Origin of the sequence: Streptomyces sp. NPDC053069 (assembly GCF_044546895.1) — a bacterium.
Taxonomy (GTDB): Bacteria; Actinomycetota; Actinomycetes; order Streptomycetales; family Streptomycetaceae; genus Streptomyces.
In genome coordinates this window covers 742,726-755,215 of the sequence record NZ_JBITZN010000001.1, presented here as the reverse complement: position 1 = coordinate 755,215, position 12,490 = coordinate 742,726, and the positions used below count along the sequence as shown (strand labels likewise).

General features: G+C 69.7%; 12 protein-coding genes. 5 read left to right on the top strand and 7 right to left on the bottom strand.

Features of this window, described 5'->3' with window-relative positions; all coding sequences use genetic code 11:
- Positions 1 to 52 precede the first annotated feature (52 nt).
- Positions 53 to 508 carry a hypothetical protein gene (locus ACIGXP_RS03380; protein WP_363217221.1) on the top strand — a complete coding sequence of 152 codons (456 nt, stop codon included), beginning with the start codon at positions 53 to 55 and terminating at the stop codon, positions 506 to 508.
- 39 nt (positions 509 to 547) lie between these two features.
- Here the strand turns inward: ACIGXP_RS03380 and ACIGXP_RS03375 are convergent, their stop codons facing one another.
- From ACIGXP_RS03375 to ACIGXP_RS03365, 3 genes are all read right to left on the bottom strand, one after another.
- The gene (locus ACIGXP_RS03375; protein WP_399763391.1) at positions 548 to 1,024 is read right to left on the bottom strand and encodes a hypothetical protein; all 477 of its coding nucleotides are present in this window, start codon (positions 1,022 to 1,024) and stop codon (positions 548 to 550) included.
- A 115-nt stretch (positions 1,025 to 1,139) separates the two neighbouring features.
- The gene (locus ACIGXP_RS03370; RefSeq protein WP_399763388.1) at positions 1,140 to 1,652 is read right to left on the bottom strand and encodes a DinB family protein; all 513 of its coding nucleotides are present in this window, start codon (positions 1,650 to 1,652) and stop codon (positions 1,140 to 1,142) included.
- Between the two features lie 41 nt (positions 1,653 to 1,693).
- On the bottom strand, positions 1,694 to 2,284 hold the full coding sequence (locus ACIGXP_RS03365) for a TetR/AcrR family transcriptional regulator (RefSeq protein ID WP_399763386.1): 591 nt from the start codon (positions 2,282 to 2,284) through the stop codon (positions 1,694 to 1,696).
- An 81-nt stretch (positions 2,285 to 2,365) separates the two neighbouring features.
- Between ACIGXP_RS03365 and ACIGXP_RS03360 the strand changes: the two genes are divergently transcribed.
- A complete protein-coding gene (locus ACIGXP_RS03360; protein ID WP_399763384.1) occupies positions 2,366 to 3,535 on the top strand; it encodes an FAD-dependent monooxygenase in 1,170 nt (389 codons plus the stop codon).
- A gap of 10 nt (positions 3,536 to 3,545) precedes the next feature.
- On the top strand, positions 3,546 to 4,457 hold the full coding sequence (locus ACIGXP_RS03355; protein ID WP_363217227.1) for a Gfo/Idh/MocA family oxidoreductase: 912 nt from the start codon (positions 3,546 to 3,548) through the stop codon (positions 4,455 to 4,457).
- Here ACIGXP_RS03355 and lnt read toward each other — a convergent pair.
- Together lnt and ACIGXP_RS03345 are read right to left on the bottom strand one after the other, a co-directional pair.
- Positions 4,375 to 5,949, bottom strand: a complete 1,575-nt coding sequence (gene lnt, locus ACIGXP_RS03350; RefSeq protein WP_363217228.1) for an apolipoprotein N-acyltransferase — start codon at positions 5,947 to 5,949, stop codon at positions 4,375 to 4,377. The genes ACIGXP_RS03355 and lnt overlap by 83 nt on opposite strands.
- A gap of 156 nt (positions 5,950 to 6,105) precedes the next feature.
- Positions 6,106 to 6,573: a nuclear transport factor 2 family protein gene (locus tag ACIGXP_RS03345; RefSeq protein ID WP_363217229.1), complete on the bottom strand. Its 468-nt coding sequence runs from the start codon at positions 6,571 to 6,573 to the stop codon at positions 6,106 to 6,108.
- 322 nt (positions 6,574 to 6,895) lie between these two features.
- Between ACIGXP_RS03345 and ACIGXP_RS03340 the strand changes: the two genes are divergently transcribed.
- On the top strand, positions 6,896 to 7,357 hold the full coding sequence (locus tag ACIGXP_RS03340; RefSeq protein WP_399763378.1) for a hypothetical protein: 462 nt from the start codon (positions 6,896 to 6,898) through the stop codon (positions 7,355 to 7,357).
- Positions 7,358 to 7,520: 163 nt separating this feature from the next.
- Here the strand turns inward: ACIGXP_RS03340 and ACIGXP_RS03335 are convergent, their stop codons facing one another.
- Entirely contained in the window at positions 7,521 to 9,581 is a 2,061-nt protein-coding gene (locus tag ACIGXP_RS03335) for a restriction endonuclease (RefSeq protein WP_399763376.1), read from the bottom strand.
- Positions 9,582 to 9,852: 271 nt separating this feature from the next.
- On the opposite strand from ACIGXP_RS03335, the gene ACIGXP_RS03330 reads away from it, so the two are divergent.
- Positions 9,853 to 10,434 (top strand): hypothetical protein, encoded by a 582-nt coding sequence (locus ACIGXP_RS03330; protein ID WP_399763374.1) that lies wholly within the window; start codon positions 9,853 to 9,855, stop codon positions 10,432 to 10,434.
- A 539-nt stretch (positions 10,435 to 10,973) separates the two neighbouring features.
- On the opposite strand, the gene ACIGXP_RS03325 is transcribed toward ACIGXP_RS03330, so the two are convergent.
- Entirely contained in the window at positions 10,974 to 12,449 is a 1,476-nt protein-coding gene (locus tag ACIGXP_RS03325; protein WP_399763372.1) for an oxidoreductase, read from the bottom strand.
- Positions 12,450 to 12,490 lie beyond the last annotated feature (41 nt).

The following is a 12,490-nucleotide window of genomic DNA, read 5'->3' as shown; positions in this document are numbered from 1 at the left end:
CAGCGCCGGTTAGCGTCGGGAGCGGACAACCGACGACGGCCCGGAGGACGCGGTGACGGAGCGGCAGGAGCAAGCGGCACTGGACCCCATGCTGACGCGGATCGGGCAGGTCGTGATGCTCCACCACGGCGGCGACCGCGAGGAGGCCCGCAGCCGCTTCCTGGACCTCTGGGCGGAGATCGGCGAGGCCGGCGACCCGCTGCACCGCTGCACCCTCGCCCACTATCTCGCGGACACCCAGGACGACCCGGAGGACGAACTCGCCTGGGACCTCAGGGCGTTGTCGGCGGCGGAGGAGCGGGGCGCTCCGCTGAGCGTGCGGGGCTTTCTCCCCTCCCTGCATCTCAATCTTGCCGCCGACTATGTGGAGCTGGGCCGTGATGACGCCGCCCGCAGCCATTTGCGCCGGGCGCGCGAGGCCGCCGGCGCGCTGGGCGAGGACGGATACGGCGATGGTGTGCGGGCGGCCATCGGGCGGCTGGAGCTGCGGCTGGGCGGGGGCGTCTGAGCCGCCCGTCGACACCGCCCCGCGCCCCCTCGTGGCGCCTCAGTGGCCGTATGTCCGGTCGCAGATCACCGACTCAGGGCTGTCGGTGCGCCAGCCGCCGTACTTCCTGCCGAGGGCGCACACATCCGGAGTCGCGGGAACCGGGTGGGCCGGACCTGGCGTGCCGGGGTGCGCGCGCCGGTGGTGCTCGGGGCGGGTGCGTTGGCGTGGCGGAGCAGGAGGGGCGGCCCGGGGCCGAGGAGGCGTCAGCGGGGGTGCCGCGACCGGCCGGTGCGGGGCCGGCGGCACCGGATGCGTCGGATGGCGGGACGGGCCGGTCATCTCCAGGGCCTCCTGGGCCGGTGCCTGCACCACGCGGGGCTCCGCGCTGCCGTCCGGCCGGGGCGCCGTCGGCAGTGAGGGCGCCGTGTTGCGGGGCGGCGCGGGGGGCGCCGGGCGCTGTACCGTCACACAGCCGGAGAGGGCCGAGACGGCCACGGTGGCCAGGAGCACTGCGGTGGTCGTCGTTCGATGCACCCGCGCAACTCTGCTGGGTCGGCCCCCGGCTTGGCAGCAGGGAGCCGATGCCGATGCCCCCGCACGGGTGATCTCGTGCCCCGTGCGGGGGATTCCGGCGTACCGAAGGTGACGTTCAGTCGCCGGTGACGCCGTCGATCCGCTCACGGAGCAGATCGGCGTGGCCGTTGTGCCGGGCGTACTCCTCGATCATGTGCGTGTAGATCCAGCGCAGGCTGAACGGCTCATCGCTGAACCTGCTCCGTCCCCTGGACAGGTCGTCGAGCTCGAAACCGGCCGCGTTCCGCCGGGCGATGTCGATCTCCGCCTGCCAGGTCGTGTACGTCTCCTGCCAGGTGTCGGCCTCGGTGAGATGGAACTCGCCGTCCCGGTCCTCGTCGTTGTAGTAGATCGGCCCCAGGTCGTCGCCCACCAGCACCTTGCGGAACCAGCCCCGTTCCACCTCCGCCATGTGCCGCACCAGCCCCATGAGGGACAGTGCGGAGGGCGGCACGGACGCCGTCCGCAACTGTTCGTCGCTCAGTCCCTCGCACTTCCAGGCCAGTGTCCGGCGGTGGTAGTCCAGCCAGCCCTCCAGCATCTCGCGTTCACCGGCGTTCAGGGCGGGCTCTCGGCGTTCGGTCGTCATGCCCGCATCTTCACCGAAGATCATGCGGCCCCACCAGGCGTTTACCGGCCCAGCAGCCCCGTGAGCAGTTCCCGCAGGCCTCTGCGGATCTCCTCCAGGCCCGGCACCTGCGCGCTGAACGACCCCGCCACGCACGAGAACATCAGCCCGTCCGCCCACGCGACCAGGGACAGCACATGGCGGGCCGGGTCCGGCGAGCCCGCAGCGGTGAGCAGCGCGGCCAGCTGTTCCTTGAAGACAGCACCGGTCCGGTCGTAGAAGGCACGCAGTTCGGGGCGGCGGGTGGCCTCCAGAGCGAGTTCGTAGCGGGCGATCAGCAGCTCGCGCCCCTGGGTCAGGGAGCGGTGCACGGCGAGGGCCAGCCCGTCGGCCAGCGCGTCGGCTCCGCCGCTGGGATCCGGCATCTCCGCCGCGTCCAGCACCCGGGCCTCACGCTCGGCGTGCCGTCGTACCGCCAGTTCCAGCAGCGCCTGGCGGGTGCGCGCCAGGTTCGAGGTGGAGCCCAGCGGCAGGCCGGCCGCCTCGTCGACGGCGCGGTGCGTCAGCCCGCGCATCCCGCGTTCGGCGAGCAGGGTGAGCGCGGCGTCGGCGACGAGGTCGGCACGGGAGGCGCTGGGGGTGCTTACTGACATGAGGTGAGCCTATCGACCTCACTACGCCTGTAGTAGAGTCGTCCTCACTACAGATGTAGTCCCTCGGGATCGGGAGGAACCATGGCTCAGTCGGGACGCGCGATCGTCATCGGCGGTGGTATCGGGGGGCTGGCCGCGGCGGCGACCCTGCATCGCAGGGGCTGGGACGTGACTGTGCTGGAGCGCGTCCGCACCCTTGAACCGGTCGGCGCGGCCCTCTCCCTCGCCCCGAACGCCCTGCGTGCCCTGGACGTGCTCGGCATCGGAGGAGAGATCCGTGACCTCGCCGCCTGGCAGGGTGACGGCGGCCTGCGCACCCCGGGCGGGCGCTGGCTGTCCCGGTCCAACGCCGAAGCCGCTGCCGCACGCTTCGGCGGCCCGCTGGTGCTCCTGCCCCGCGCCACCCTGGTCGACCGCCTCGCCGCCCTGCTCCCGCCCGATGCCGTCCGGACCGGGGCGGCCGCCACTCTCGCCGACCCCGGCGACAGCCGGCGGCCCGCGCGGGTCACCACGGGCGGCGACGAATTCGAGGCCGAGCTCGTCGCCGCCGCGGACGGCATCGACTCCCGGGCGCGCAGCGCCCTGTTCCCGGCACACCCCGGCCCGGTGTACGCCGGGTTCACCACCTGGCGGGTGCTGATCCCGGTGCCCGGCGTCGCGTTCGCCTCGCACGAGACCTGGGGCCGCGGCCGCATCTGGGGCACCCACCCGGTCAAGGACGGCCGGGTCTACGCCTACGCGGCGGCCATGACCCCGGCCGGCGGGCGGGCCCCGGACGACGAGAAGGCCGAGCTGCAGCGCCTCTTCGGCGACTGGCACGAGCCCATCCCCGCCGTCCTCGCCGCCGCACGCCCCGAGGACGTGCTCCGGCACGACGTCCACCACCTCGCCACGCCCCTGCCCGCCTACCACTCCGGCAGGGTCGCCCTGCTCGGTGACGCCGCCCACGCCATGCCGCCGACCCTCGGCCAGGGCGGCAACCAGGCCATCGAGGACGCCGTGGTGCTCGGCCACCACTCCGGCGACCTCGCCGCCTACACCGCCGCCCGCCTCCCGCGCACCACCGCCATCGCCCGCCAGGCCGTCAAGGTCGCCCGCGTGAACATGGCCGGCCACCCCGTCGCCGTCGCCGTACGCGACACCGTGATCGCGGCCCTGTCGAAGGCCGGTCCCGCGCTCTTCCTGCGCGGCTTCGACGGCATCGCCGACTGGCGGCCCCCGTATGCTGCCGGGGAGGCAGACAAGCGGTAGGGGAGAGCACGTGAAGGTCGGCTGCATCGGACTGGGGGACATCGCACAGAAGGCGTATCTGCCGGTGCTGGGCACCCAGCCGGGGATCGAACTGCACCTGCAGACGCGGACGCCCGCCACCCTGGACCGGGTCGCGGACACCCTGCACCTGCCGGCCGACCGGCGGCACACCACGCTCGACTCCCTGCTCGCCGCCGGCCTCGACGCGGCCTTCGTACACGCGCCGACCGCGGTCCACCCCGAGATCGTCACCCGGCTGCTCCAGGCGGGCGTACCGACATACGTGGACAAGCCGCTCGCCTACGAACTCGCCGAATCCGAGCGGCTGGTGGCGCTCGCCGAGCAGCGCGGGGTGTCCCTCTTCGTCGGCTTCAACCGCCGGTACGCGCCCGGGTACACCCAGTGCCTGGAGCACCCGCGCGAGCTGATCCTCCTGCAGAAGAACCGCATCGGGCTGCCCGAGGAACCGCGCTCGATGATCCTGGACGACTTCATCCACGTCGTCGACACCCTGCGCTTCCTGGTGCCCGGCCCGGTGGACGACGTCACCGTGCACGCCCGCGTCCAGAACGGGCTGCTGCACCATGTGGTGCTCCAGCTCGGCGGCGCCGGCTTCACCGCGCTCGGCGTGATGAACCGGCTCAGCGGTTCCACGGAGGAGATCCTGGAGGTCTCCGGGCAGGACACCAAACGGCAGGTGCTCAACCTCGCCGAGGTGATCGACCACAAGGGCCAGCCGACCGTACGCCGCCGCGGTGACTGGGTGCCGGTGGCCCGGCAGCGCGGCATCGAACAGGCGGTCCTCGTCTTCCTCGACGCCGTGCGCGCCGGCAAGCTGCTCAGCGCCCGGGACGCGCTGGCGACCCATGAGCTGTGCGAGCGGGTGGTACGAGCGGTTCAGGACCGCTTCGCCGCAGCCTGACCGTCCGCACCCCCTCCGCGGCGCACAGCACGGCCAGCACCAGCAGCGCGCCGTACCCGGGCCAGTCACCGTAGCGGACGTACGGCGTGACACCGTGCGCGAGCGGTACGTCGTACACGTGCACGGCGCTCGCGTCCGTGCCGAGCCACGGCCCGAGCCGCTGCCCGCCCGGCCCGTACACCGCCGAGACGCCGGTGAGGGTCGCGTGCACCATCGGTCGGCCGGTCTCGGCGGCCCGCAGCGCGGCCAGCGAGGCATGCTGCTCCGGTGCCCAGCTGCCCTGGAAGGTGGAGGTGGCGGACTGGCCGAGCAGGACGTCGGCGCCGTCCTGCGCGAGATGCCGGCTCATGTCGGGGAACGCGGTCTCGAAGCAGACCAGTGGGCCGATCCGCAGCCCGTGCCCGACGTTCATCACGACCTGCTCGGTGCCGCGCCTGCGGTCCTCGCCGGCCGCCTTGCCGACCGAGGTGGCCCAGCCGAGCAGCGAGCGGGCGGGTATGTACTCGCCGAAGGGGACGAGCCGCATCTTGTCGTACCGCTCGCCGGTCGGGCCGTCCGGGCCGACCAGCACTGAACTCTTGTAGATGCCGGGCCGGTCGGAGCGGCGCGCGTCCACGTTCACCAGCACATCGGCGCCGGTCCGACGGGACAGCGCGGCGATCCGCCGGGCCAGGTCGGGACGGTCGTCCAGGTCGAATCCCACGCTGGACTCGCCCCACACCACCAGGTCGACGCCCTGCCCGGTGAGCTGCCTGGTCAGCTGTTCCTCCCGGTCGAAACGCCGGTCGCCGCTGTCCTGCCCGTCGACGACTCCCGGCTGCACGACGGCGATCCGGACCTGACCGTCGGTCTGCGGGCGCGGCGCCCACGCCCACGCCACCGAGGCCGCGGCGGCGGTGGCGACCAGCGAGGCCACGGCCGGCACCCGGGACTCCCGCACCGACATCAGCACGGCCGCCGCCACGTTCACGGCCACGATCAGGAAGCTGAGCAGCCACACACCGCCCACGGAGGCCAGCCGCAGCGCGGGCGACACCTGCCACTGGCTGGCGCCGAGCATGCCCCACGGCCCGCCGAGCCCCTGCCAGGACCGCAGCAGCTCCACCATCAGCCAGGCGGACGGCAGCACCAGCAGCGCGGCGGCGCCCCGGCCCGGCGCGGGCCGCCCGCCGAGGAAACGGCGCACCAGCAGGCCCCAGGGCGCCCACAGCGCGCCCAGCAGGGCGGCGATCAGGAAGATGAACACGTGCAGGCTCGGCAGCAGCCAGTGGTGCACGGCCAGCAGGTAGCCGAAGCCGCCGCTCCAGCCGTCGTACGCCGCCCGCCGGCCGGTCGGGGCCGAGCGGGCCAGCAGGATCCAGGGGACCAGGGCGACGTACGCGAACCACCACAGTGACGGCGCGGGGAACGCGAGCACGGGCAGGGCACCTGCGAGGGCGGCGGCGCAGGAACGACGCCAGGGGGAGGTCAGCCAGTGGTTGATCGTCCTCATGTGACCCTCCCTACCCAGCGCTTACTCCAGTGTGCGCGATCCTTTCCGGGGCGGTGAAGCGGTGCGTTGCTCAGCTCGGTTCGGGCGGTCGTCGGGCGTGTGCGGGCCGTGGTCGGCTAGGGGGTGTCGACGCCGGGATGATCCAAACGACACCCCCTAGGGGGTCGCCGTGCCCTCGGCCTGGAGGCGCCGCCACCTTTCCTGGACGATCACCTCGCGCAGCCGCCAGCCCTCTGCTGTGCGGAGCAGTGCGAAGGCGTAGCGGCCGCCGCACACCAGGTCGGGGCTGCCGTCGGCCCTGAACCGCATCGGGTTCACGTAGTCGGCCCGTACTGCGGCCGTGTCGCCCGTGTCGTGGTCCAGGACGCCGAACCGCACCTGGCGGTTGACGATCAGATGCTGGCGCATGGCGAACAGTGCCATGCTCTCGGCGAGCCATCCGGCGACCTGACCCGCACCGCCCTCGATGCCGCCGGCCGAACGGTAGTCGGCCCGCCCGTCCGCCGTGAACAGCCCTCGGTACGCCGTCCAGTCGCCGTCGTCCACCGCCACCGCGTACGCGGTGATCAGCTCGTCCACGGCCAGCCGGTCCATCACGGTCGCGAGCTCCGCGCGCTGCGTCATCGGCACAGTGTTGGGCATGGCGGGCGCGCAGCCAAGAGGCGCGCCGGACAAGCTGTGGTGCGGGGACATTCGGTGGTGCCTGGTGGGCCCGAGCCCCGAACCTGTTGCCATGAACGTCCATCCGCGATCACGAAGAGTGGTTGCAGATCGTCGACGACCAATACTTGTCCTGCTGGGCCATGAGTGACACGAACAGGGTCAAGAGATATTGGGTGGTGAATCGGAGAAAAGTTGTTTGCGAGGGCCGTGGCAATCTCGAATACGCTCTTTGTGGTCTTGCCAGGGCATGTGAACCGCGATACGTTTCCCACTCGATACGCGAATGGAGGAGGTGGAAGTGTCTTTTTTGATAAACCCGAGCTTTGAGGGTAAGGAAGATCATTGGGCGCGCATTAATTTCGCGAACGCCACTACCCTCGGCTTCGATCCTGTGCAAGGGGTCAGCGCCAAGTCTGGAAACGTCTTCCTGACACTGCGGTCCTCGGTTGCGAGCGGCTCCATCGGGCAGGATGTGATCACGCCTCAGGGGCTGACGAGCATCTCGGCGTTTGCCTGGGTCCGCGCCGGTCTCGACGGTCCCGTCTCGGGGGCGCTTGCCATATGGCAACTCGACACCGATCCTGACCGGCCCATGTCGGCTGCGTTCGTCGCAGGGAACGAGTGGACTCTTGTCACGTCCACTCTCGATTTTCCCAACCCGACGGCAAGTAAGACGATTCGCATCGAGGTCTATGTCAACGAGGCGAACAAGAGTCTCCTCATTGACAGCGTCAATGCCTTCTAGCGGGTCTCGGTTTCAGCCTTGACTCAGGGCACCCTGAGTGTCTCCGAGTGTTCAGACCCATTCCGCTTCTGAATACGTACGGAGAACCACCAGTGTTTCGTGCTCCTGTTACGGCACGTACAGGATCACGAGACACTGGGTGTCTTATGGCTCGGGGCTTGATCTACTCCACGTCGATGCCGAAATCTCGAACGAGTTCCTCCAGGCCGCCCGTGTAGCCCTTGCCACCCAGGACGAAGTCCCAGTCCCCGTTCGACCTTCGGCGGAAGGAGCCGAGCACCAAGGCGGTTTCTTGCGGCCGCCCGTCGGAGACCCCCAGTCGTCCCAACTCGGCCAGCGACGGGTTGAGCAGGCGGATGCAGGCGTCCGTGAAGCCCGAGAGATCGGCGTTCGGGTTGGCCTCCGGATCGATGGCGGCCACCAGTACGAATCGGTCAGCCTCTCCCGGCAATCCGTCGAAGGAGACGCAGATCGCGGCCTTGTCGGGCGCGGAGGCGGGGACAGTGCGGACAGAGCCGTCCGGTGTCTGCGGGTTGTTGAAGAAGACGAAGTGATCGTCGCTGAGGACGCGGTTGCCACGGCAGACGAGAGCGCACACGTCCAGGGCGACGCTTCCGGTCCAGGACATGCCCAGAACGTTGTAGTCGTCGGGCAGGCGAGTTTCCGGAACCGTTGGCGTGGGCTGCGTTCCGGCGCGACGGGCACCCTCGCCCAGGCGCCCTCGTAGCCCATGACGATGCAGCAGGTCGACGAGTTCGGTTCCCGAGATCAGCTCGAGGGGCTTGCCGTTGGCGAAGGTGTGCGACCCAGGACCGAACTTCGACGTCGTCACGAGGACACCTTTATTGGCGCCGGTGCCCTGAACGGTCCCGTACAGGTCACGCACAGCGGTGGGCGGCACCGTGTTGCGGTAGCGCTTCACCTGGACGATGATCTTGCCGCCTCGGATCGGTGTCGGATCCAGTGCGTCGACGTCGACCCCGCCGTCGTTCGAGCGCTGGGTCGTGACCGCCTGCATCCCCATCGCCCGGAAGAGATCGGCAACGAGATTCTCGAAGGCGATCGGATCCATGGCGTACAGGTCGGGCTCCTCATCGCTGCCGTGGGTGGCAACGCGGTTCCCGACCTCCTGGGGTCGTCGACTCGGCCGTACAGGCGTGAGCTGGTCGGGACGAGCCGACAGCTGCCCGCGCAGCGCATCAGCCAGACAACTGCAGGCGTCCACCTGCGCCAAGTGGAGGTCGAGGAAGGTCGAGCGGGGAGCCATGACGGTTGCCAGGTACATGTGGCCCGGCCGGCCCGTCGTGGGGTCATGCCCATCCACGAACCCGTTCAAGGTCACCGACTCGAGCGCGCCCAGCTCATCGGCGGCGAAGAGTTCGTGCAGCACGAGCAGCATGCACTGCGCGAGAACCTCCCGGTACAGGGCCCGACGCTGACCGACTGGCCGGGCCGTCTCCTTGTCCTGATCCACGCTGGGCATGTACCGCACGGACTTGACTTCAGGGACGACAGCGTAGGCGGGCAGCTCCCAGTCCAGCACCAACTGTCCGGCTGCCGCGTCGTAAGCCGCCGCCACCCGACGCGGGAAACCCTCCGGCCATGCAGTCGAGGCGTACAGCGCAGCGGAGAAGTATGCGACCACGAAGTCGGGGTCGCGGCGCCTTACTCCCTCGGTCAGCTCGGCCACGCCGACGTTGTGCCGCCGCACATCGGCCAGCTGGACATCGGCCCACTGCTCGTACTCCCGCTGGTACGCCGTCAACTGTTGCTGCCGCTGGGCCTCTGCTGCCTGGGCCGTGTGCCAGTCGTGTTCGAAGCGTGCCCGAGCCTCCGCCTGTGCCTGAGCTCGGCGACCGGCGGTCCACCCTCCCTGCGTCTGGTATCGAGCGAAGTCAGGCATGGCAACGGGCTGCGCCAACGGTCCCGGAGAGAAGGGCTCGATCTCCTCGGAGCGCATGAGAGAGGAAGCCCTGAACGCCGGAGCCCGACACCCCATGGCGAGGAGGCCTTGCAGCGCCGCGACCTGTGCGTCCAGTTCCTCAGTACGGCGTAGTGCCTCTGCCTGCCTGTACTCGCGGTGACTCTGGGCAGCCTGTCGCTGAAGGGCACGCGCGTGTTGCGCTTCTTGTCTTTGTCGTCGGGCATCGGCCTCCATCTGGCGCTGCTGCTGCCTCTGCATCTCAGCCCAGACGCCGACCAAGCCATTAGAGCGACGACTCATGTGGTGCAGGCCCTCCCCAAGGCACGCTGGTTGTCCCCACAACCAGTTGTCATGGGACGACTCTATCCAGCGATGCCCGTGGCGTACCTGCGGACGCCTGAGAACCTTCAAGCAGCGGGCGCACGTGGCGGGACAACGTCGGTAAAACATCAACTCGGTTGGGTGAAGGCGCCGAAGTATGGATCATGGCTGCGTGTCGAAGTGGACGAAGAACGAACCTGCGGTCGAGCAGCCAGGTCTTGGGCCGGAGCTTTCCCCGTACCAGCAGGCGATGAGGCAACGGGTCCTCGCGGCCCCGGTAGTACCGGCGCCCGAGCCCTGGCAGCGCATCGCGTACGCCCCGGTCGGCGGGCTCCTGGGGATCGGTTTCGCCTCGCACCCCGGCACCGGTCAGGACTTGGTGATGGTGGTCTCCAACGACGGTCACGGTCTCTTCGACGCCATCACGGGAGAGAAGATCGCGCGGGATCGTGACCCTGACCCCGAGGACGGCAGCCGCGACGCGGATCCCGCTCTGTTGTGTCCTGGGCTGGGACCGATCGCCGGGAGCAGGGTGCGCATCGCCGGGCTCTTCGGAGGAGGACTTCACACCACCAGCGGAGACGGTTGGAAGCTGGAGGTCGTTGCCCCGGCCTGGCCGAACGAGCGTGTCCTGCTCTCCCGCGACGGCGGATTGCCGCACTCCGGTCCCTACGGGGAGGGGTGGTGGCACATCTTCCACTCCCACTACTCCGAGCTCCGCGCCGCTGGGTTCTCCCCCTCCGGGCAGACCCTCGCCGTGGCGACGAGCAGCGATCTGTCCCTCTGGACTCGCGGGGCCGGCCACGGCGGCAGTACCGGCGCCCAAGCCTGACCAACTGGGCTCAGGCCGTTTGCGCGCGCCCGTGACGCCCGCTGCGGGGTGGCGCGTGGGGCTTGACGTGAGGAGCTCTGCGCGTTCGGTTGAACGCCACGATCAAGTGAACGCTGCCCACGCCTCGAACCACTCGCCGGCGGTCTCGTGGGCCGGACCCATCGGACTGGTCGGCAGGGAGCTGTGAATGCCAAGCTGTCGATCGCGATCGTGACTGATACGTGCGCCGGAATTCGCATCCAACCGCAGCGGTGACCCGCACCGCTGCACCCTCCGTCTGGTGCTGAGAGACCTGCGCCGCGACATCTCCGCTGAGGTCCCCCCGGGTCATGGGGCACCTCCCTCACGCCACGAAGCCGGATGGGGCAAGGGCGGTCTTGCACCAGGCGTGGCACAACGGCCGCCATCAGGTACTACGCGCATGCCCTGGCCGACCTGATGACGGCGCGGCATCCGGAGGCCCAGCCCGACAACGGTCCGCTGATCACGCTGCTGGACGCATGGATGCGTCCAGCCCCTCCACGGCCTCGGACACGTGATCAGTTCTTGTTCAACGTTCGCGACACTCCGGCGAGGACAGCCGTTGTCAACAGCCATCCGGCTGCGATGAAGGCGTAGGCCAGCCACGCTGTCGCCCCTGTCCAGTACCAGGCGCCGCGCTGGCCGAGCCCCCCGACCGGGACCAAGAGGTCAAGGGTGTAGACGAGGGCGTGAAACGGGGGTGTCCGACCTTGTTGAGTGGGTAGCGGTGTGCCCGCGCTGAAGGCCACGGTCCCGAACACGGCCAGCGCCGCAAGCCATACGCCGGCGAGCCAGGGCCGGTACCCGTATCCGACGGTGGCGTCCAGCAGGTGGCCCCATATGCGTGCCGGCCGGCTCAGGGTCCTCCTGCGGTGCCGTTGCCTGGCAAGCAGCACGCGTCGAGCGTCGTCGTCATGGCCGATTCGTCGATACCAGCTCGCCAGTTGCTCGTACGGCTGCGAGGCGTAACCGGGATCCCGGTGTATCCAGGCCACTCTGTCCTTGACGGAGCTCGGCCGGGCGCCATCCTCTTGGATCAGGGCGTCGTAGGTGAGCCCTTGCAGCCGCACAGTCCCCGGCCAGGCATCCGGTCGGTCGCGGATGGTCAGAACCTGGGCTCCGCGCAGGTCGATCAGGCCGGACGGTGCCTCGGCCGGGGTGTATACAAAGACTCCCGCGCGCATCTGCGTGCAGTCCAGCGTGCTGCCGGCGGAGTCGAGGACGGCACCGTCAAGGGTGAGCTGGTCCGATATGTGCGTGCCCCGCAGGCTTATCGCCCCATGGACCGTGAATCCCTCCGACAACGCCAGCGTCGTCAACGTGGCATTGTCAGCGATGAGTGCGACGCCGCCAGGACGGTGAATCCGCGCTCGCTCCATGTGGAGGCCACCGGGCAACCGCGCACCGAGGAGCCGCATTCCCCCGTACACAGTGGCTCGTCGGCAGAAGAGTGCCCCTTCCACGACAAGGCCGCCGGCGAACATCGCCCAGTCGTCAGGCTGGTCGAGGGTCGCTCCACTGAGAATCAACTCACCGGATACCCGAGTGTTCAGGAGTGACAACGCGCCGTGCACGACCGTGTTTCTCAGTGACAAACGGCCCTCGACGCGGGCCGTCGTCAAGTCGATTCCGGGGACACGGCTGCCCTTCAGCGAGATCGAACGGGTCGAGGCCCCGTGGAAACTCACGCCGTGCTCGAACCAGCACTCCTCGAACCACAGCCCATGCCCGATCTCGGTGTTGTCCAGATCAAGAGCTCCACTGATGCGCGCGCCCATGAGGCGCAACGCCGGCGCCGTACCCGGTTGCCCAGGATGTGCACCACGCAGCAGAGCGGCGACGACCGTGGCACGGATCGTCCGGTCGGGACCCCAGCCGTTCCCGCCTTCCGGGTCGTCCTCCGGTTCACCCGTGCGGAGGTCCACCGGACGACCAGTGGGGTAGGCGTCCCACAACTCGCGCTCTGCCGCACTGAGTTCCTCATACGAATGCACGTGGGAAGGCTATCGGCTGTGACCGCTGCGGCTGGGGCGAG